Here is a 21,028-nt window from a genome sequence, read left to right as displayed (position 1 = left end):
AGTTCTACTTCCGCACGACGGACGTGACTGGTTCGATCGAGTTGCCAGCAGACAAAGAAATGGTCATGCCAGGCGATAACGTGTCGATCACCGTCAAGCTGATCAACCCGATCGCGATGGAAGAAGGCCTGCGCTTCGCTATCCGTGAAGGCGGTCGTACCGTCGGCGCCGGCGTGGTTGCAAAAATCCTCGCATAAGGAAATGTTATGCTACCACCCGGGGCGTCCTGGGTGGTAGAATAGCACTCCTCGAAAGTTTTACGTAGGGACGTAGCTCAATTGGCAGAGCGTCGGTCTCCAAAACCGAAGGTTGGGGGTTCGATGCCCTCCGTCCCTGCCACCGTCAAGGTGCAGGGCACCGAAAGTAGAAAAATGTCAAATCAATCCGTGCAAACCGTTAGCACGTCGAGTGACAAGATAAAAGTCGCGCTGGCAATAGTAGCTGCGATTGCAGGAGTAGTCGGGTTTTATTACCTGGCAGGCCAACCAGCTCTGGTGCGTGCAAGCGCGCTTGTGGCTGGTTTGGTTATTGCTGTTGCGTTCTTGTATGTCTCGACGACCGGCCGTGAATTTCTCAATTTCGCCAAAGAAGCTGTGCGCGAAACCAAGAAAGTCGTTTGGCCTACCCGCAAAGAAGCCACGCAGATTACTGCGATCGTGTTTGCCTTTGTGCTGGTCATGGCGGTTTTCCTGTGGGGCACGGATAAATTGCTCGAGTTTCTGTTGTATGACGTAATTCTGGGTTGGAAAAAATAATGAGCGAAAATGTGCATGATGAAGCGGCAGACGAGTCCGTTTCGGGCGACGCTCCGGTAGTGGACACTGGTGCAGCGCTGAGCGTGCCAGTAAGCAGCAAGCGCTGGTATGTCGTGCATGCTTATTCCGGCATGGAAAAAAGCGTCATGCGCGCACTGACCGAGCGCATTGAGCGTGCGGGCATGCAAGACCAGTTCGGCCAGATCCTGGTGCCGATCGAAGAAGTAGTCGAAGTCAAGAATGGTGTGAAGTCCGTCACCGAACGTCGTTTCTATCCTGGCTATGTGCTGGTGGAAATGGAAATGACGGACGAGAGCTGGCACTTGGTGAAGAACACCAGCAAGGTTACTGGCTTTATTGGTGGCAAGTCGAACAAGCCGACGCCGATCTCTGCGCGCGAAATCGACGGCATCATGAAGCAGATGCAAGAGGGTGTCGAGAAACCCCGTCCAAAAACCTTGTACGAGGTGGGCGAGCAGGTACGCATCAAGGATGGTCCGTTCACCGATTTCAACGGCAATGTCGAAGAAGTCAATTACGAGAAATCCAAAGTGCGCGTCTCGGTTACCATTTTCGGCCGCGCTACTCCGGTGGAACTCGAATTCGGTCAGGTCGAAAAAGTTTAAGTTGTATCAGCGCCACCAGGGGCGCCGCGGTAGTCTCAGCGAAATCCGGTCAGAGGAGCCCCGCCAGGGTAGGATCGGCGGGGCGCTACTACTCAATCCAAGATAGGAGCCATCATGGCAAAGAAAATCATTGGTTTTATCAAGCTGCAAGTACCAGCTGGTAAAGCAAACCCATCCCCACCAATCGGTCCAGCTCTGGGTCAACGTGGTCTGAACATCATGGAATTCTGCAAAGCCTTCAATGCACAGACCCAAGGTCTGGAGCCAGGCATGCCGATTCCAGTCGTGATCACCGCGTTTGCGGACAAGTCCTTCACGTTCGTGATGAAGACGCCTCCAGCAACCTACCTGATCAAAAAAGCTGCCGCGATCACCAAAGGTTCGCCGAAGCCACATACCGACAAAGTCGGTACGCTGACCCGCGCACAAGCTGAAGAAATCGCTAAATTGAAAACCCCTGATCTGACCGCTGCCGACATGGATGCTGCTGTACGCACCATCGCTGGTTCCGCTCGTTCGATTGGTATCACGGTGGAAGGTGTTGTATAATGGCTAAGTTATCCAAACGTATCAAGGCTTTGAAAGCCAAAGTTGACCGTACCAAAGTGTACGCTTTCGACAACGCTGTCGTTCTGATCAAAGAGTGCGCAACGGCCAAGTTCAATGAATCGATCGACGTATCGGTACAACTGGGTGTTGATCCTAAGAAATCCGACCAAGTGGTGCGCGGCTCTGTCGTGCTGCCAGCTGGTACCGGCAAAACCGTGCGCGTGGCAGTATTCGCGTCGGGCGAAAAAGCAGAAGCTGCTAAAGCAGCTGGCGCCGACATCGTTGGTATGGAAGACCTGGCTGAATCGATCAAAGCCGGTAACATGCCTTTCGATATCGTTATCGCTTCGCCAGATACCATGCGTATCGTTGGTACCCTGGGTCAGATCCTGGGCCCACGCGGCCTGATGCCTAACCCGAAAGTTGGTACTGTTACGCCTGACGTCGCTACCGCCGTGAAAAACGCGAAAGCCGGTCAAGTTCAGTACCGTACCGACAAATCCGGTATCATCCACGCTACCATTGGCCGTAAATCGTTCGCTGACGCAGATCTGAAATCGAATCTGGTCGCACTGATCGACGCACTGAACAAAGCCAAGCCAGCATCGAGCAAAGGCGTGTACCTGCGCAAAGTTTCGCTGTCGTCGACCATGGGCGCTGGCGTCCGTGTTGATCAGGCTAGCCTGGCAGCTTAAGTAAAGAATCAAGTCCTGTGGCGCCTTCGGGCGCTGCGGGCGCATCTTTGGGCTGTCTGCCCGGTGTTCGCACCAGGCAGGCAGACAATCAAAGACCGTTGGGCCGACTGTGATCGCACATGCAGAAGGTTAATAGGCTTGCCGGCAACGGCAAGTGCCCAACGCAGATGGTGTACCCGAACAAGTTTTGTAGTCCTCATGCTGCGTGAATCCATCCGCTCAGTTTAGTACTTCTTGACTTCGGACGCCGTGTTCGAACCGATGCAAGGCGCTCAACCACTCGGTTGTGATTGCCGAACATCATTTAAGGAGGTTGACCGTGAGTCTCAATCTGAATGACAAAAAGGCCGTCGTCGCCGAAGTTTCCGCACAAGTAGCAAATGCGCAAACGATCGTCGTGGCCGAATATCGTGGCATCCAGGTTGGTCACTTGACGCAACTGCGTGCTAAAGCGCGTGCCCAAGGCGTGTACCTGCGTGTGTTGAAAAACACTCTGGCTCGTCGCTCCGTTGAAGGTACCGCATTCGCCAGCCTGGCAGATGCCATGACCGGCCCGTTGATCTACTCGATCTCGGCCGATGCCGTTGCAGCAGCTAAAGTCATCGCTGACTTCGCTAAAACCAACGACAAACTGGTCATCAAAGCAGGTAACTACGCAGGCAAGCCGCTGGATACAGCTGCTGTCACCGCGTTGGCGAGCATTCCTAGCCGTGAAGTCCTCATTTCGCAGTTGTTGGGCGTTATGCTGGCTCCGGTTTCGGGCTTTGCACGTGGTCTGGCTGCCCTGGCAGCGAAAAAAGGCGAAGGCGCCGAAGCTCCTGCAGAAGCAGCAGCAGAAGAAGCCCCAGCAGCCGCTTAATTGCGCGCGCTTTTTTCTCTCAGTACCAATCTGATGTAACTAACGTAATAAATTTAGGAGTTTCAAAATGGCAATTAGCAAAGACGATATCCTGGAAGCAGTTAGCGCCATGTCCGTAATGGACCTGAACGACCTGGTTAAAGCATTCGAAGAAAAATTCGGCGTGTCCGCAGCAGCAATGGCTTCGGCCGGTCCTGCAGCAGGCCCAGCAGCAGCTGCTGAAGAACAAACCGAATTCAATGTCATCCTGGACAGCTTCGGCGCAAACAAAGTTGGCGTCATTAAAGCAGTTCGCGAAATCACCGGCCTGGGCTTGAAAGAAGCTAAAGACCTGGTCGATGGCGCACCAAAAACTGTGAAAGAAGCAGTGTCGAAAGCTGACGCTGAAGCAGCACAGAAGAAACTGGTAGAAGCCGGCGCAACCGCTTCGATCAAGTAATATCTGTACCGGCGGCAGTTAGCGCCCGAGTCAAAGTCTGAGGTTTCCCCTCGCAAGGGGGGAAATCCGACTTTGGCTCCTTTGTCGTCTGCATCGTATTTGTCATGTAGTTGTAGCAGCAGTTTTTATTCGATTCAAGCCGGAAAGCAGAGCCTTGAGGTTTCGTCTGTGTCACACGCAGCGGTGCAAACGAACACTTGCAAAACCTGAATTTTCTATCCTTTCTGTCACTCACGGAGTGTCCATGCACTACTCATTTACTGAGAAGAAACGCATTCGCAAATCATTCGCGAAGCGCGCCAACGTTCACCACGTTCCGTTCCTGCTGGCGACCCAGCTCGAGTCTTATCATAGCTTCTTGCAAGAGGACATAGTACCGTCCGGGCGCAAGAATGATGGCCTGCAGTCGGCTTTCACTTCGATTTTCCCTATCGTTTCGCACAATGGTTTTGCGCGTCTCGAATTCTTGTCGTACGTTCTGGGCGATCCTGCCTTTGACGTCAAAGAATGTCAACAACGTGGCCTGACGTTCGCGTCGCCGCTGCGCGCGAAAGTGCGTCTGGTGATCCTGGACAAGGAATCGCCAACCAAGCCTGTCGTCAAGGAAATGAAAGAACAGGAAGTCTACATGGGCGAATTGCCGCTCATGACGACCACCGGTTCGTTCGTGATCAACGGTACGGAGCGGGTTATCGTTTCCCAGCTGCACCGTTCGCCTGGTGTGTTCTTCGAGCACGACCGCGGCAAGACTCACTCGTCCGGTAAACTGCTGTTCTCCGCGCGTATCATTCCTTACCGCGGTTCGTGGCTGGACTTCGAGTTCGACCCGAAAGACATCCTGTTCTTCCGCGTCGACCGCCGCCGCAAGATGCCAGTGACGATCCTGCTCAAAGCCATCGGCATGTCGCATGAGCAAATCCTGGCCAATTTCTTTGTCTTCGACAATTTCAACCTGCGCTCCGAAGGCGCGGAAATGGAATTCGTCGCCGAACGTCTGCGCGGCGAAGTGGCGCGCTTTGACATCGTCGACAAGTCGGGCAAGACCCTGGTGTTGAAAGACAAGCGTATCAACGCCAAGCACGTGCGTGATATCGAAGCTGCCGGCATCAAGCACATTTCCGTACCGGAAGACTACCTGCTGGGCCGCGTATTGGCGAAGAACATCGTCGATGGCGACACCGGTGAAGTCGTCGCCTCTGCGAACGATGAGCTGACGGAAGACTTGCTGGGTCGCTTGCGCGATGCCAACATTTCCGAAATCCAGACCTTGTACACCAACGACCTGGATCAAGGCGCCTACATCTCGCAAACCCTGCGTATCGACGACACCGCCGACCAGATGGCTGCGAAAGTGGCGATCTACCGCATGATGCGTCCAGGCGAACCGCCAACGGAAGATTCCGTTGAAGCGCTGTTCAATGGCCTGTTCTACAACTCGGACCGTTACGACCTGTCGGCCGTGGGCCGCATGAAGTTCAATCGCCGCATTGGCCGCGATGAACTGACCGGCGCCATGACCTTGTCGAACGAAGACGTGCTGGCCGTGATCAAGATCCTTGTGGAACTGCGCAATGGTCGCGGCGAAGTCGACGATATCGATCACCTGGGTAACCGTCGCGTACGTTGCGTGGGCGAACTGGCCGAGAATCAATTCCGCGCCGGCCTGGTGCGTGTTGAGCGCGCCGTCAAGGAACGCCTCGGCCAAGCCGAAGCGGACAATCTGATGCCGCACGACCTGATCAACTCGAAGCCTATTTCGGCTGCGATTCGCGAGTTCTTCGGTTCGTCCCAGTTGTCGCAGTTCATGGACCAAACCAATCCTCTGTCGGAAATTACCCACAAGCGCCGCGTATCGGCTCTGGGACCCGGCGGTCTGACACGCGAACGCGCCGGCTTTGAAGTGCGCGACGTGCATCCGACCCACTACGGCCGCGTCTGCCCGATCGAGACACCGGAAGGTCCGAACATTGGTCTGATCAACTCGCTGGCTCTGTATGCCCGCCTGAATGAATACGGCTTCCTGGAAACCCCGTACCGCAAGGTCGAAGGCTCCAAGATCACCGACCAGATCGATTACCTGTCCGCCATCGAAGAAGGCCGCTACATCATCGCCCAGGCGAATGCGACCATCAGCGACGAAGGTACGTTGTCCGATGAACTGGTATCGGCCCGTGAAGCTGGCGAAACCATCCTGGTTTCCCCGGAACGCATCCAGTACATGGACGTGGCGCCGGGCCAGATCGTTTCCGTCGCTGCCTCGCTGATTCCGTTCCTCGAACACGATGATGCAAACCGTGCATTGATGGGCGCCAACATGCAACGCCAGGCTGTGCCTTGCTTGCGTCCGGAAAAAGCGTTGGTCGGTACCGGTATCGAACGCACCGTTGCGGTCGACTCGGGCACCACCGTGCAAGCCTTGCGTGGCGGTATCGTCGATTACATCGATGCGGGCCGTGTCGTGATTCGCGTCAACGATGACGAAGCCACCGCTGGTGAAGTGGGCGTCGACATCTACAACCTGATCAAGTACACCCGTTCGAACCAGAACACCAACATCAACCAGCGTCCTATCGTGCAAGTGGGCGACCGTGTTGCCAAGCGCGACGTGATCGCCGATGGCGCATCGACCGACCTGGGTGAACTGGCGCTGGGCCAGAACATGACCGTGGCTTTCATGCCATGGAATGGTCTGAACTTCGAAGATTCGATCCTGATCTCGGAAAACGTCGTCAAGGACGACCGCTACACCTCGATTCACATCGAAGAGTTGTCGGTCGTTGCGCGTGACACGAAACTGGGCGCGGAAGAAATTACGCGCGATATCTCGAACCTGGCTGAAAATCAGCTGGCACGTCTGGATGAGTCCGGTATCGTCTACATCGGCGCTGAAGTACAAGCCGGCGACACCCTGGTCGGTAAAGTGACGCCTAAAGGCGAAACCCAGCTGACCCCGGAAGAGAAGCTGCTGCGCGCGATTTTCGGCGAAAAAGCTTCGGACGTAAAAGATACGTCGCTGCGCGTGCCTTCTGGCATGATCGGTACCGTGATCGACGTGCAAGTCTTCACCCGCGAAGGCATCGTGCGCGACAAGCGTGCCCAGCAAATTATCGATGACGAACTGAAACGCTTCCGTCTGGATTTGAACGACCAGATGCGTATCGTTGAAGGGGATGCTTTCCAGCGTCTGGAAAAAATGCTGATCGGCAAAGTTGTCAACGGCGGCCCTAAAAAGCTGGCCAAAGGCGCCAAGATCACCAAGGATTACCTGGCCGATCTGGACAAATACCACTGGTTCGACATCCGCCCTGCGGACGACGATGCAGCGGTAGCGCTGGAAGCGATCAAGGAATCGATCAACGAGAAGCGTCACCAGTTCGATCTGGCCTTCGAAGAGAAGCGCAAGAAACTGACGCAAGGCGATGAGCTGCAACCAGGCGTGCAAAAAATGGTCAAGGTGTACCTGGCCGTGAAACGCCGCCTGCAGTCGGGCGACAAGATGGCAGGTCGTCACGGTAACAAGGGTGTGGTTTCCCGTATTGTTCCTGTGGAAGACATGCCATACATGGCCGACGGCACGCCAGCCGACGTTGTGCTGAACCCGTTGGGCGTTCCTTCGCGGATGAACGTTGGTCAGATTCTCGAGACTCACTTGGGCTGGGCTGCCAAGGGTCTGGGTATCCGCATCGGCGAAATGCTGAAGGCGCAAACCAAGGTCGAGCAAATGCGCAAGTACCTGACGACGATCTATAACGACAACGGCCGCGCGGAAGATCTGGACAAGTTTGATGATGAAGAAATCATGAAGCTGGCCGAGAATCTGAAAAAAGGTGTGCCATTCGCCACGCCAGTGTTTGACGGCGCGAACGAAGAAGAGATCCGCCGCATGCTGGACCTGGCGTATCCGGACGACATCGCCAAGGGCCTGGGCATGACCCCGTCGAAAAACCAGGTGACCATGTATGACGGTCGCACTGGTGAAGCATTCGAGCGCAAGGTCACTGTTGGCGTCATGCACATGCTGAAACTGCATCACTTGGTGGATGACAAGATGCATGCGCGTTCGACTGGTCCTTACTCGCTGGTGACGCAACAGCCGCTGGGTGGTAAAGCCCAGTTCGGTGGTCAGCGTTTCGGTGAGATGGAAGTCTGGGCACTGGAAGCGTATGGCGCGTCGTATGTCTTGCAAGAGATGTTGACCGTCAAGTCCGATGACGTGAATGGTCGTACCAAAGTGTACGAGAATCTGGTCAAGGGCGACCACGTGATCGACGCCGGCATGCCGGAATCGTTCAACGTACTGGTCAAGGAAATCCGTTCGCTGGGTATCGATATCGACCTCGAACGCAACTAAAAGACAGCCACCTGTCATTTGGTTTGGGAAACACAAAGCCCGGCTGGGAAACCATGCCGGGCAATGTAGTCTCAGGAATATAGAAATTTAATCACCTCTGGAGTGATACATGAAAGCACTGCTCGATCTATTCAAGCAAGTACAGACCAACGAGACCTTCGATGCAATCAAGATCGGTCTCGCTTCGCCTGAGAAAATCCGTTCGTGGTCCTACGGCGAAGTCAAGAAGCCGGAAACCATCAACTACCGTACCTTCAAGCCTGAGCGCGATGGCCTGTTCTGCGCCAAGATTTTTGGCCCGATCAAGGATTACGAATGCCTGTGCGGCAAGTACAAGCGCCTGAAACACCGTGGCGTGATCTGCGAAAAGTGCGGCGTCGAAGTCACGCTGGCCAAGGTGCGCCGTGAGCGCATGGGTCACATCGAGCTGGCCTCGCCGACCGCGCACATCTGGTTCCTGAAGTCGCTGCCGTCGCGTCTGGGCATGGTCCTGGACATGACCCTGCGGGACATCGAACGCGTGCTGTACTTTGAAGCATACGTCGTGACCGATCCAGGCATGACGCCGCTGAAGAAGTGCCAGATCATGTCGGAAGACGATTACGCCGCCAAGTACGAAGAGTACGGCGACGACTTCACCGCCTTCATGGGTGCCGAAGGTATCCGTGAACTGCTGCGCTCGATCGACATCCACCGCGATGCCGAAACCCTGCGCGTGGAACTGAAGGAATCGAAATCCGAAGCCAAGATCAAGAAATACGCGAAGCGCCTGAAAGTGCTGGAAGCGTTCCAACGTTCGGGCATCAAGCCTGACTGGATGATCATGGAAGTGCTGCCAGTGCTGCCGCCGGAACTGCGTCCGCTGGTACCGCTGGATGGTGGCCGTTTCGCGACCTCGGATCTGAACGATCTGTATCGCCGCGTCATCAACCGTAACAACCGTCTGAAACGCCTGATGGAGCTGCGTGCTCCAGAGATCATCACGCGCAACGAAAAGCGCATGCTGCAAGAAGCAGTCGATTCGCTACTGGACAATGGCCGTCGCGGCAAAGCGATGACCGGTGCCAACAAGCGTCCGCTGAAGTCCTTGGCCGAGATGATCAAGGGCAAGGGCGGCCGTTTCCGTCAAAACTTGCTGGGCAAACGCGTCGATTACTCCGGTCGTTCGGTCATCGTCGTGGGCCCGCAATTGAAACTGCATCAGTGCGGCTTGCCGAAACTGATGGCGCTGGAACTGTTCAAACCATTCATTTTCAATAAACTGGAACTGATGGGTCTGGCGACCACGATCAAGGCAGCGAAAAAGCTGGTCGAGATTCAAGAGCCGGTCGTGTGGGACATCCTGGAAGACGTGATCCGTGAACATCCGATCATGTTGAACCGCGCACCGACGCTGCACCGTCTGGGTATCCAGGCGTTCGAGCCAGTCCTGATTGAAGGCAAGGCCATCCAGTTGCACCCACTCGTCTGCGCGGCATTCAATGCCGACTTTGACGGTGACCAAATGGCGGTCCACGTTCCTCTGTCGATCGAAGCGCAGATGGAAGCACGCACCCTGATGCTGGCATCGAACAACATCCTGTTCCCATCGAACGGCGAACCGTCGATCGTGCCGTCGCAGGATATCGTGCTGGGTCTGTACTACGCGACCCGCGAAGCGATCAATGCGAAGAACGAAGGGATGATGTTCCCTGACGTCTCGGAAGTGATCCGCGCCTACGACAACAAGGAAGTCGAACTGACGACCCGCGTTACCGTGCGTATTACCGAATACCCGAAAAACGCCGAAACGGGCGAATTCGAGAAAACGATTACCCGCTACGAAACGACGATCGGCCGTGCGATCCTGTCGGAAATTCTGCCTAAAGGCTTGCCGTTCTCCGTCCTGAACCGCGCGCTGAAAAAGAAAGAAATTTCCAAGCTGATCAACACGTCGTTCCGCAAGTGCGGCCTGCGCGCCACCGTGGTGTTCGCAGACAAACTGATGCAATCGGGTTTCCGCCTGGCGACACGCGCCGGTATCTCGATCTGCGTCGACGACATGCTGGTACCGCCGCAAAAAGTCACCCTGATCGCGGCGGCCGAATCGGAAGTCAAGCAGATCGAACAGCAATACGCCTCGGGTCTCGTGACCGCCGGCGAGCGTTACAACAAGGTAGTCGATATCTGGGGCAAAACCTCGGATGAAGTCGGCAAGGCCATGATGGACCAGCTCAAAGTCGAAGACGTGATCCGCCGCGACGGCACCAAGTCGACGCAAGAATCGTTCAACGCCATTTACATGATGGCCGACTCCGGCGCGCGCGGTTCCGCAGCCCAGATTCGTCAGTTGGCCGGTATGCGTGGTCTGATGGCCAAACCGGATGGCTCGATTATCGAAACGCCGATTACCGCGAACTTCCGCGAAGGTCTGAACGTTTTGCAGTACTTCATTTCGACCCACGGTGCCCGTAAAGGTCTGGCCGATACGGCGCTGAAAACGGCTAACTCCGGTTACCTGACGCGTCGTCTGGTCGACGTGACGCAAGACTTGGTGGTGATCGAGGACGATTGCGGCACCATGAACGGCGCGCTGATGAAGGCGCTGGTCGAAGGTGGTGAAGTCATCGAAGCGCTGCGCGACCGTATCCTCGGTCGTGTTACCGTGCACGATGTCGTCAATCCTGAAACCCAGGAAACGCTGTACGAAGCCGGTTCGTTGCTGGACGAAGACATGGTCGAAGAGATCGAGCGTCTGTCCATCGATGAAGTCAAGGTGCGTACGCCACTGACTTGCGACACGCGCTTCGGCCTGTGCGCCAAGTGCTATGGCCGCGACCTGGGCCGCGGCATGCTGGTCAACGCCGGCGAAGCCGTCGGTGTGGTGGCAGCGCAGTCGATTGGTGAGCCGGGTACCCAGCTGACCATGCGTACGTTCCACATTGGTGGTGCGGCATCGCGTGCAGCAGTGGCATCGTCGGTGGAAGCCAAGTCGAACGGTACCATCCGCTTCACGGCAACCATGCGTTACGTGACGAACGGCAAGGGCGCGCAAATCGTCATTTCCCGTTCCGGCGAAGTGCTGATCACCGACGACCATGGCCGTGAGCGTGAGCGTCATAAAGTGCCGTACGGCGCGACCCTGATCGTCAAGGACGGCATGGTCATCAAGGCCGGTACGGCCCTGGCAACGTGGGATCCGCTGACCCGTCCGATCATTACCGAATACGCCGGTCAAGTGCGTTTCGAGAACGTCGAAGAAGGCGTCACCGTCGCCCGTCAGGTCGACGAAGTGACCGGTCTGTCCACCCTGGTGGCGATCGATGCAAAACGTCGCGGTTCGTTGACGAAAACGTTGCGTCCGCAAGTCAAGCTGATCAACGAGGCGAACGAAGAAGTCAAGATCGCTGGCACCGAACACTCGGTGGCGATCGGCTTCCAGGTCGGCGCGCTGATCATGGTGAAAGACGGTCAACAGGTATCGGTTGGTGAAGTGCTGGCACGTATTCCTACCGAATCGCAAAAAACGCGCGATATTACCGGTGGTCTGCCACGCGTTGCGGAACTGTTCGAAGCGCGCTCGCCGAAAGATGCCGGTATGCTGGCGGAAGTCACGGGTACGGTTGCGTTCGGTAAAGAAACCAAGGGCAAGCAGCGTCTGGAAATCACGGACATGGACGGCAACAAGCATGAGTTCTTGATCACCAAGGACAAGCAAGTGCTGGTGCATGACGGCCAAGTCGTGAACAAGGGCGAGATGATCGTGGACGGCCCGGCCGATCCGCAAGACATCCTGCGCCTGCTGGGTATCGAAGCGCTGGCACGTTACATCGTCGACGAAGTGCAAGACGTGTACCGTCTGCAAGGCGTGAAGATCAATGACAAGCACATCGAAGTGATCGTGCGTCAGATGCTGCGCCGCGTACAGATCGTCAATGCTGGCGACACCAACTACATCGTTGGCGAGCAGGTTGAGCGTTCGGAACTGCTGGATCAGAACGACCTGATGGAAGCCGGAAACAAAATTCCTGCGACCTACGAAAACGTTCTGCTGGGTATTACCAAGGCTTCGTTGTCGACCGATTCGTTCATCTCGGCCGCATCGTTCCAGGAAACTACCCGCGTGCTGACCGAAGCGGCAATCATGGGCAAGCGCGATGGTCTGCGCGGCCTGAAAGAGAACGTCATCGTCGGCCGCCTGATACCTGGCGGTACGGGTCTGGCCTTCCACCGCGCACGCAAAGAAAAAGAAGCGTGGGAAGTGGAAGAGCGTCAAGCACTGCTGCTGGCCGAGAAGGCCTCGATGGCCGGCGAAGCTGCCGAAGCGCTGCAGGATATCGAAGCCCAGCAACACCACGGCGACGAAGCGTAATCTACGCTGTCAGCTGACAAGAACGGCACCTTCGGGTGCCGTTTTTTTATGCCTGCGTGATTCGCCAATACACACAAAATAGCGCGGTACGCGGCAGATTACGGCGGCCCATTTATTCCGGCATGTATATCCTGCACGCTTATAAGGATGACTGATTGCTGGCCAACTGATGGTGATGGCGTATGACCGCGTTGTGGTGCCATCACGCAGTATTGCCATCGTCACGCCAGTTTCCAGTTTATTCATGCTAAGATTTGGCGCATGATTGCCCAAGCCCTGTTTACTCCCGCCCAGCAGAAACTGTTGGGACTGCTCTTTGTCCGCGTAAATGAAGGTTTTCATTTGAACGAGATCATGCGTTTGACGGGATTGGGTAGTGCTTCGGCGCAGCGGGAACTGCGGCGCCTGCATGACTCCGGCCTGATCACCTCGGAGCGGATCGGCAATGTGCGGCGCTTCTGGCCCAACAAGGAAAGCCTCGTGTATCCTGAGCTGAGCGGACTGGTGCAGAAAACCTTCGGCATCGTCGGCGTGCTCAGCGCGACCTTGGCGCCCTTGCGTGCCCAGCTGCACCTGGCCTTCGTGTCTGGTGCCACGGCGAAGGGCCAGGACATGCCTGGTAGCGCCATCGATTTGCTGCTGGTGGGCGAAGACGCCAATTATGGCGATCTGTTGACGGGATTGGCCCCCGCCGAGAAAACCCTAAGGCGAAAAATCAATCCCAATTTATATACGCTGGCCGATTATCGCCGGCGTCTGCGTGAAGGCCAGCCATTTCTGCTGCAGGTATTACAGCAGCCGAAATTGTTTGTCATCGGTGATGAATCGCTATTGCATGCGCTGGCATTGCCAGATACTTCCTTGCAAGCGAATGGCATGCCATCTGTTTTCTAAAGGCCAGGTCTGGCATTCAATCTCTGATGTATGAAGTTATTGGCTAGAAAATTATCTGAGGCGGATTGATCGTATGATGAATAAACTACAGGCTTTCGGTTTAATTGTTTCCCAGGCAGTGCGCGGAGAATTAACGTTTCCCACGAGTGTTAATTCCGCACTGCAATTGCAATTGGCTCTGGCCGAACCGGACTGCCATATCGACCATGCGATCAAACTGGTATTGGCCGAACCCTTGCTGGCGGCGCGCACGGTGGCGGTGGCCAACTCTGCCGTGTATAGCCGCGGCGATGCGCTGCCCGTGACCAGCGTGCGCGCCGCCGTCATGCGCATGGGTTACCGCAATCTGTATGCGCTGGTGGCGGCCATGGTGGTGCGCCAGTTCGGCAGCAAGATCATCGACCCCGTCCTGCGCCAGAAGGCGACCCAGTTGTGGGAGCACACGGCCCACGTGGCGGCGCTGGCGCACGTGCTGGCCCGCCGCGTCACGCACGTCGATGCCGACACGGCACTGTTCGCCGGCATCGTGCATGAGGTGGGGGGGTTTTACTTGTTGTCGCGTGCCGACGAATTCCCCGGGCTGCTCGACGACGATGCAGATCACTGGATGGAGTCCGCCGAAGAAATCATTTCCCGCGAAGTCATGAAGAAGCTGCTGATCCCGCTGGCCGTGAGTGTCGCCATCGAAGGCTTGCGCGATGGCTTGCTGTCGATCCCGCCCGACTCCCTGCTCGACACCTTATTGTTGGCCAAGCAACTATCACCCGTGCCGTCGCCCTTGCAGGCGACGTACGTGGAAATGCTCACGCCCTCCGATTCCGTCATCGATTTTATTATCGATAACGAAACCTTGCAAAGCATCCTGGCCGAGTCAAACGAGGAAGTGCGCTCGATGAGTGCGGCGCTGCTGGTGTAAGCGCGCAGCCGGCAGGCAAAAAAACGGCAGCCCGTTCAGGGGCTGCCGTTTTGCTCTCCGGCGCTACATTTTATTTCTGCTGGGCGATCCACCGGTCAACCTTGGCTTCCAGCAGTTTCAACGGCAGGGTGCCGTCGCTGAGGACGACTTCGTGGAACTTCGGCAGGCTGAACTTCTCGCCCAAGGCGTGTTGCGCGCGCTGGCGCAGTTCGATGATTTTCAAGGCGCCGATCTTGTAGCCCAGCGCCTGGCCCGGCCAGGCCATGTAGCGTTCCGTTTCGCTTTTCGCCACGGCGTCATAGCCGAGGGTATCGCGCATGTACTTGATCGTCTGCTCGCGCGTCCAGCCCTTGGTGTGCAAGCCCGTATCGACCACCAGGCGCACGGCACGCAGCATCTCGTCGTTCAAGTGGCCGAAATACTGTGCCGGGTCCTCGAACAGACCCATTTCCTTGCCCAAGGTTTCCGCATACAGAGCCCAGCCTTCCGTGTAGGCATTATTGCCGCCGAAACGGCGGAAGTTCGGTAAGTCCATCTCTTGCACCAGCGCCAGGTGGAAATGGTGGCCAGGCTTGCCTTCGTGCAGGAACAAGGTGGTCATGCCCGTGTCGCCATACAGTTTCGGATCGGTGACGACGGACCAGAACACACCCGGGCGCGATCCGTCTGCGGCCGGCGCCGTGTAATGGTCGGCGGCCGTATCGCGGCTCAGTTCAGGTTCCAGGCGCAAGTCCAGCGGCGCCTTCGGCACCAGGGTGAACAGCGCAGGCAATTTGCTGTCCAGCAGTACGTTCAGCTTGCGGTAGACGTCCAGCACTTCCTGCTCCGTCTTGAAGGGGCGGTATTTCGCCTGTTCCGAGACCCACACCGGCAGACCGGCGGCCGGACCGTTGTAGCCCATCTTCGGACCCACGATGGCGTATTGTTCCTGGATGCGCGCCACTTCCTTCAAACCGATGGCGTGGATCTGCTCTGGTTTCAAATCCGTGGTGGTGCTGCTGGCCACGCGCGCCTGGTACCAGGCAGCGCCATCGGGCAGGGCGCTCCAGCCGCTGCTGCTGCGGCCGGCTGGCAGGTAATCGCGTTCCATGAAGGTGGCCAGGCGCTGCAGCGCAGGCATCAGCTTGGCCTCGATGATGACGGTGTAGGTTTGCGTCAGGCGCGCCTTGTCTGCGTCGGAAAAGTTGGCAGGGAAATTTTTGATGGGCGTGAAATAAACGCTGTCCTGCGGCGTGGCGCTGACGAGTTTCTTGAATTGCGGCAGGGCTGATTCCGTCAGCGCTTTCGGCAGCACGACGCCCTTTTGCATGCCGACTTTCATGTTGGCAATGGCCTGGTCTATCCAGCCGGGCAACTGGCCGATACGGCTCAGGTAAGCGTCATACTCCTTGACCGTGGTCAAAGGCTGCGATGCCTCGCCGCCCGCATAATTGGCCAGGGTGACGGGCATGCTGTCCATCTGGTTCAAGGGCAGCAGGTATTCGGGGAAGCGCTCGAAGCTCAGCGCCGTGGCCAGTTCATAGTCGAGGATATCGTAGTTGATCTGGTCCTGTTGCGACAGCTGCGCGCGGCCAATGCTGCGCAGGGTCTTCTGGTACTGGCGGTACAGGGCGAACTGTTTTGCACGCGCGGCGGGCACGATGGCTGAACCGAGCTGGTCGTCAAAACGGTTGTCGCCGCTCTCGGTGGCGTTGATCGGCTCGAAACGGGCCAGCGCATCGTAGTACTGATCGGCCACGACCTGCAATCGCTGCTTGGCTTGCGGCGCGCTGACGGCCACGGTTTTGGCAGTGGGCTGGGCCGCTTGCGCCATCGGCGCGTGGGCGAGTAACAGGGAGATGGCCAGGGTGCCGAGGGTGCCGGCGGCAAAACGATGCTTCATGCGCGATGTCCTTTGTAAGGAGGGGAATGAACGGAGGCGTAGCGAGGTCGGGGTAGCCGCTCGCGAAGGAACAGCCGGGGCGTAAGCATACGCCATTGCCCAGTGCGTTTGGACAAATTGTGCGGGAGAAATGTTGCTATTTGTCTGCCGGCGCGAGCAAGGCTTTCATCGCCTGCCAGTGCTGGCTGGCTAATGGGATGCAGGCGGGGCAGGGCGTGGCGGCGATCAGGCTGCGGATGTGCTGCGCGCGCGCCGCCGTTTGCGGGTGCGATGAAATCCAGTCCGGCACCTTGGCCTTGTCCTTGTCATCGAGCGTCTGGAAAAAGCGCAGCATGCCATCGGGACGGATATACGCGCGCTGCAGGGCCAGCAAACCGAGCCGGTCCGCTTCCTCTTCCATGTCGCGGCTGAAATACAGGGTGCCGGCCTGGTGCGCCAGCATGGCGGCCACGGCGCTGATATCGCCGATGCTCACGCCCACCAAGGCGCCCCAGCCCAGGCTGCCGATCATTTGCCGCAGCGAATGGCGTTGTTCCACATGCTGCACTTCATGCGCCAGCACGCCGGCCAGCTCGCCCGGGTCGCCCGCCTGGCGCAGCAAGCCCGTATGCACGACGATGATGCCGCCTGGCATGGCAAACGCGTTGACGGTGTCGTCCTGCTTGACCAGCCAGCGGTATTGGTAGCGCGAACCGGCCGTCAACGTGCGGCCGATGTCCTGCACCGTTTGTTGCGCCGCGCCGCCTTCATGGATGCCGCCCTGCGCGCGCACTTGCGACAGGGCCAGTTCGCCCAGCTGTTTTTCCGTCGACAAGGGGATGAGCCCCGCCAGCGCACCGATGGCGTTGCCGCCTTGCCACCACAGCAGGGCAGAGGCGACGACGGCCGCGCCCGTCAAACCGGCCAGCCAGCCCGACACTTGCCGCCGGTTGCGCTGGCGTTCACCCCACAGGCGTTGCAGTTGCGGCTGCAGTGCGGCCGGCGCTTCGCGCAAGACGGTGCTGATGTCGCCAGCGCTCAACGGCTTGAGCGACGCTTGCCGGCCTTGTCCGTCGAGCCAGTTCAGGAACAATTCCGGCCCATCGATACCGCCCACGCTGACGACCAGTTGCGCCACATCGACGGTGGAGCCGGGCGCATCGATGGCCAGTTGGCTGCCGAAAAAATGCGCGCTGACGGCCGCGCCGGTGGCGCCGCCCTCGGGGCCGGTCAGCAGTGCCTGGAATGGCGTCATGCGGCCGCCTCGGCAAAGCGGCTCTCGTACAGGGCCGCCATCAAGTCGGACTGGCTGATGATGCCGGCCAGGCGCTCTTCATCGTCGAGGATGGGAATATGGTGATAGCCGGCGTCGGCCATCAGGGGCACGAGATCGATGATGGGCGTGCCCAGGCGGGCCGCGTGCGGCGACGTCGTCATCAACTGGCCCACCACTTCGGGCTTGTCGCTGTGGGTGAGGCCGCTGCGCTGCAGCAAGCCGCGCAGACGCTGGCGCACACCCTGATAATCGTCGAGGCCGCCATGGCGCAGGAAATCCGTCTGCGTGATGATGCCGATGACCCGGCGTGCCCGGTTCAGCACGGGCAGGGCGCCCACCTGATGCTCGCGCATGGTGCGCCAGGCAATGTCGAGCGGCGTGCCGAACTCCACGCTGAGCACGTCCTTCGACATGATGTCGGCGCAGGTGACGACGCCGAAGCGGCGCTGGTAGGCGCGCATTTCCGTTTGCAGGAAGATTGCCTGCAAATCGTCGCGGCTGATGTCGAGCACTTCGCTGTGCTGGCGCAAGACGGCATCGAGGTCATCCGGCGAAAATCCCAGGCGGGTGCTGGGAATGTCATCCTTCGTGGCGTGCGGATGCGGTGCGAGCAGTTGCTGGGCGTGCGGGTAGCGGCGGCCCGTCAGGTTGTTGTACAGCACGGCGCAGGCGACCAGTACGGCTGAATTGAACAGCACGGTGATGAAGACGAATTCAAAACCGGCCGCATGCACGCTGGCGCCGCCGACGACGGTGGTGAGCGCCACGGCGCCGCCCGGCGGATGCAGACAGCGCAGGGCAAACATGGCGCCGATGGCCAGGCAGGCGGCCAGCGCCGCCACGCCCACGCCAGATCCCAGCCATTTCACGCAAGTCATGCCGACCAGGCCGCAGACCACATTGCCGCCCACCACCGACCACGGTTGCGCCAGCGGGCTGGCAGGCAGGCAGAACAGCAGCACGGCAGAGGCGCCCATGGGCGCGATCAGGTAAACGCTGGCGCTATCGGGGGCCAGCAGGAAGTGGCAGATGAGACCAGTCAGCAGCAAACCGCAGATGGCACCCGCGCAGGCGCGCAATTGTTCGCGGCGGCTGCCGTTGTTTGGTTGCGGCAGCCAGCGTGCCAGGAAAGAAGTCGTCATGGGGGAGGGCGCGTTCGGGTCGCGTTGCTCAGTGGTAGCCCGATATTATCCCATGCGTTCCATTTCGCTGCCTGCGGGCATGCTATCTGGCATGTGCAAGCGGCGTCTCCATGCTGGCGGTGATACGTGCTTATACGTTTTCCGCATAAGCACAGTGCAATTAAATGGTGGATATTTCCCACAAGCAGGCATATTCTAGACAATCACGCCCGCTGGCAGCAGTTCAGCCGGCCTCACGATTTCTCTCAGGAGCCTTGCATGCGCGTTTCCCTTTGCGTTTCCGTTTTCCTTGCCAGCCTGCTGCTTGCCGGCACCGCCATTTCCGCCGCCCCGACACCGGGCAACCCTGTCGCCACGCCGCACTTGCCCTACAACGCGGCGGCCGACGCCAAGGCCGACGTGGCCCGCGCGCTGGCCGAGGCCAAGGCGGCGCACGTGCCTGTCTTGCTGATCTTTGGCGCCAACTGGTGCGAGGATTGCCGCGCGCTCGACAAGGCCTTGAAGGAAGGCAAGAACGCCGAGTTGATGCAACAGCAGTTCAAGGTCGTCAAGGTCGACGTGGGTAACTTCGACCATAACCTGGACGTGGCGCAAACCTATGGCAATCCGCTCAAAAAAGGCATCCCGGCTGCCGTGCTCGTATCGAGCGACAACAAGCAGGTGCTGTACGCCACCAAGGGCGGCGAACTGGCGAACGCGCGCCGCATGAGCGAGAGCGGCATTTATGATTTCTTCAAGCAAGCGGCGAGCGTGAAAGCGCCGGCGCTTTAATCGCCTTTAAAACTCTTCCCACGCATCGCTGGCCGGCGCTTTCGGGCGCGCGGCGGGGATCGCTGCTTTGGTCAGCGCCGGACGGGACGGCTTGGCCAGCGCGGGCTTGCGGGCCGGTTGCTGCGGTGCTGCAGGCCCGGTTTCTTCCAGCTTGAAGACGCTGACCACCTGCGCCAGCCTGCCAGCCTGATCCTGCAAGGACTGGGCTGCCGCCGCCGCTTCTTCCACCAGGGCCGCATTTTGCTGGGTCGCGTCATCCATCTGCGTGACGGTGGCATTGACTTGCGCGATGCCCTGGCTTTGCTCCTGGCTGGCTGAAGCGATCTCTCCCATCAGGTCGGCGACCCTCTGGACCGACACGACGATGTCTTGCATGGTGGCGCCGGCGGAGTCGACCAGCTTGCTGCCCGCTTCCACCTTGCTGCCCGAGTCGACGATCAAGTCCTTGATTTCCTTGGCCGCCGCCGCGGAGCGTTGCGCCAGGTTGCGCACCTCGGTTGCCACCACGGCGAAGCCGCGTCCCTGTTCGCCCGCTCGTGCCGCCTCGACCGCCGCGTTCAGGGCGAGAATATTGGTTTGAAAGGCAATGCCGTCGATCACGCCGATAATATCCGCGATCTTGCGTGAACTTTCTGTAATCGCGCCCATCGTCTGCACCACTTGTCCGACGACTTCGCCACCCTTGACGGCGTGGATCGAGGCCGACACCACCAACTGATTGGCCTGACGCGCGTTATCCGCGTTCTGTTTCACGGTCGACGTCAGTTCTTCCATGGCCGCCGCCGTCTCTTCCAGGCTCGATGCCTGGGTTTCCGTGCGGGCCGACAGGTCCAGGTTGCCCGAGGCGATCTGGCTCGATGCGCTGGCAATGGCCCCGGTACTATCGCGAACTTCGCGTATCGTCACGTTCAGCGATGCGATGAAGCGGTTGAAGGCGGCGGCCAGCGCACCGACCTCGTCTTCTGATTCGACGGACATGCGGCGGCTCAGGTCGCCGTTCCCGCTGGCAATCTCGCTGAGCATGTCCGCCGCGCGTGCGACGGGGGCGGCGATGGCGCGGCTGATGACATAAATGATGCTCAGGGCGATGCCGCCACCGACCAGGCCGGCGATCAAGGCGGCGATCAAGGCCGAACGCGTGACATTGCCCAGCACTTCCGTTTCCGGCACTTCAGCCATCACATACAGGTTGAGTTCCGGCACGAAGGAGGCGGCGACGAACTGGCGTCCCGCAGGCGCATCGTAGATGGCGTACGCGTATTTTTTGCCCGTCAGCAGGCTCTTGCTCAGGGTATCGCTAACAGGGTGTTGAAAAAAGACCCCAGTCCTTCGGATTTTGTCGCCAGACATGCGAATTTTTCGGGCTGGAAGCCGCATTTTGCCTAAAAAGCAGTTTTCAGCCACTTTTCAGGCCGTTTTTTGACATTTTTTAGTGCTTTCCGTACTCTATGGACGGAGTTATCCAACCACCGCCGATAAACGCCAGCCAAAGATCGTCGCCATGCGCGTCAGGTTGTAAGCGGCGAAAGTGAACTTGGTTTGT

Annotated in this window: 15 protein-coding genes, 1 tRNA gene and 2 pseudogenes; 13 read left to right on the top strand and 5 right to left on the bottom strand. The window is 58.4% G+C overall.

Going from position 1 to position 21,028, the window contains the following annotated elements; translation table 11 throughout:
* The 10 genes and pseudogenes from CSZ94_RS24130 to rpoC form a co-directional block, all read left to right on the top strand.
* Positions 1-197: pseudogene (locus CSZ94_RS24130) on the top strand (elongation factor Tu); the annotation flags it as partial.
* 66 nt (positions 198-263) lie between these two features.
* A tRNA-Trp gene (locus tag CSZ94_RS24125) sits at positions 264-339 on the top strand.
* 32 nt (positions 340-371) lie between these two features.
* A complete protein-coding gene (gene secE / locus CSZ94_RS24120; RefSeq protein ID WP_102123847.1) occupies positions 372-755 on the top strand; it encodes a preprotein translocase subunit SecE in 384 nt (127 codons plus the stop codon).
* Entirely contained in the window at positions 755-1,381 is a 627-nt protein-coding gene (gene nusG, locus CSZ94_RS24115) for a transcription termination/antitermination protein NusG (RefSeq protein ID WP_102123845.1), read from the top strand. The genes secE and nusG overlap by 1 nt, the downstream gene beginning before the upstream one ends.
* Positions 1,382-1,495: 114 nt before the next feature.
* Entirely contained in the window at positions 1,496-1,930 is a 435-nt protein-coding gene (gene rplK / locus CSZ94_RS24110) for a 50S ribosomal protein L11 (RefSeq protein WP_034753131.1), read from the top strand.
* On the top strand, positions 1,930-2,625 hold the full coding sequence (gene rplA / locus CSZ94_RS24105) for a 50S ribosomal protein L1 (protein WP_102123844.1): 696 nt from the start codon (positions 1,930-1,932) through the stop codon (positions 2,623-2,625). Before rplK ends, rplA begins: the two co-directional genes overlap by 1 nt.
* A 319-nt stretch (positions 2,626-2,944) precedes the next feature.
* On the top strand, positions 2,945-3,484 hold the full coding sequence (gene rplJ, locus CSZ94_RS24100; protein ID WP_034753621.1) for a 50S ribosomal protein L10: 540 nt from the start codon (positions 2,945-2,947) through the stop codon (positions 3,482-3,484).
* Between the two features lie 67 nt (positions 3,485-3,551).
* Complete coding sequence (rplL, locus tag CSZ94_RS24095; RefSeq protein WP_010394320.1) at positions 3,552-3,923, top strand: 50S ribosomal protein L7/L12; 372 nt, start codon at positions 3,552-3,554, stop codon at positions 3,921-3,923.
* Positions 3,924-4,167: 244 nt separating this feature from the next.
* Positions 4,168-8,274, top strand: coding sequence for a DNA-directed RNA polymerase subunit beta (rpoB, locus tag CSZ94_RS24090; RefSeq protein WP_102123843.1), 4,107 nt, complete (start codon positions 4,168-4,170; stop codon positions 8,272-8,274).
* Positions 8,275-8,383: 109 nt separating this feature from the next.
* Complete coding sequence (gene rpoC, locus CSZ94_RS24085) at positions 8,384-12,625, top strand: DNA-directed RNA polymerase subunit beta' (protein ID WP_102123842.1); 4,242 nt, start codon at positions 8,384-8,386, stop codon at positions 12,623-12,625.
* A gap of 9 nt (positions 12,626-12,634) precedes the next feature.
* Here rpoC and CSZ94_RS28155 read toward each other — a convergent pair whose 3' ends face one another.
* The gene (locus CSZ94_RS28155; RefSeq protein WP_180977605.1) at positions 12,635-12,967 is read right to left on the bottom strand and encodes a hypothetical protein; all 333 of its coding nucleotides are present in this window, start codon (positions 12,965-12,967) and stop codon (positions 12,635-12,637) included.
* On the opposite strand from CSZ94_RS28155, the gene CSZ94_RS24080 reads away from it, so the two are divergent.
* Both CSZ94_RS24080 and CSZ94_RS24075 read left to right on the top strand, forming a co-directional pair.
* Positions 12,968-13,519, top strand: a complete 552-nt coding sequence (locus CSZ94_RS24080) for an ArsR family transcriptional regulator (protein ID WP_258001170.1) — start codon at positions 12,968-12,970, stop codon at positions 13,517-13,519.
* Positions 13,520-13,595: 76 nt separating this feature from the next.
* Positions 13,596-14,435, top strand: a complete 840-nt coding sequence (locus tag CSZ94_RS24075) for an HDOD domain-containing protein (RefSeq protein WP_102123840.1) — start codon at positions 13,596-13,598, stop codon at positions 14,433-14,435.
* Positions 14,436-14,505: 70 nt separating this feature from the next.
* Here the strand turns inward: CSZ94_RS24075 and CSZ94_RS24070 are convergent, their stop codons facing one another.
* The 3 genes from CSZ94_RS24070 to CSZ94_RS24060 form a co-directional block, all read right to left on the bottom strand.
* The gene (locus CSZ94_RS24070) at positions 14,506-16,317 is read right to left on the bottom strand and encodes a DUF885 domain-containing protein (RefSeq protein ID WP_102123839.1); all 1,812 of its coding nucleotides are present in this window, start codon (positions 16,315-16,317) and stop codon (positions 14,506-14,508) included.
* A 136-nt stretch (positions 16,318-16,453) separates the two neighbouring features.
* Positions 16,454-17,551, bottom strand: a complete 1,098-nt coding sequence (locus tag CSZ94_RS24065) for a M48 family metallopeptidase (RefSeq protein ID WP_102123838.1) — start codon at positions 17,549-17,551, stop codon at positions 16,454-16,456.
* Positions 17,548-18,714, bottom strand: a complete 1,167-nt coding sequence (locus tag CSZ94_RS24060; protein WP_102123837.1) for an HPP family protein — start codon at positions 18,712-18,714, stop codon at positions 17,548-17,550. Before CSZ94_RS24060 ends, CSZ94_RS24065 begins: the two co-directional genes overlap by 4 nt.
* 258 nt (positions 18,715-18,972) lie before the next feature.
* On the opposite strand from CSZ94_RS24060, the gene CSZ94_RS24055 reads away from it, so the two are divergent.
* The gene (locus tag CSZ94_RS24055; RefSeq protein ID WP_219726045.1) at positions 18,973-19,485 is read left to right on the top strand and encodes a thioredoxin family protein; all 513 of its coding nucleotides are present in this window, start codon (positions 18,973-18,975) and stop codon (positions 19,483-19,485) included.
* Between the two features lie 6 nt (positions 19,486-19,491).
* Here the strand turns inward: CSZ94_RS24055 and CSZ94_RS24050 are convergent.
* Positions 19,492-20,706 (bottom strand): annotated as a pseudogene (locus CSZ94_RS24050) (methyl-accepting chemotaxis protein); the annotation flags it as partial.
* Between the last annotated feature and the right edge of the window lie 322 nt (positions 20,707-21,028).

The sequence above is a fragment of the Janthinobacterium sp. ROICE36 genome, assembly GCF_002869965.1.
GTDB lineage: Bacteria > Pseudomonadota > Gammaproteobacteria > Burkholderiales > Burkholderiaceae_D > Janthinobacterium.
The sequence above is the reverse complement of the archived record's forward strand: the minus strand, read 5'-3'. Positions and strand labels throughout refer to the sequence as shown.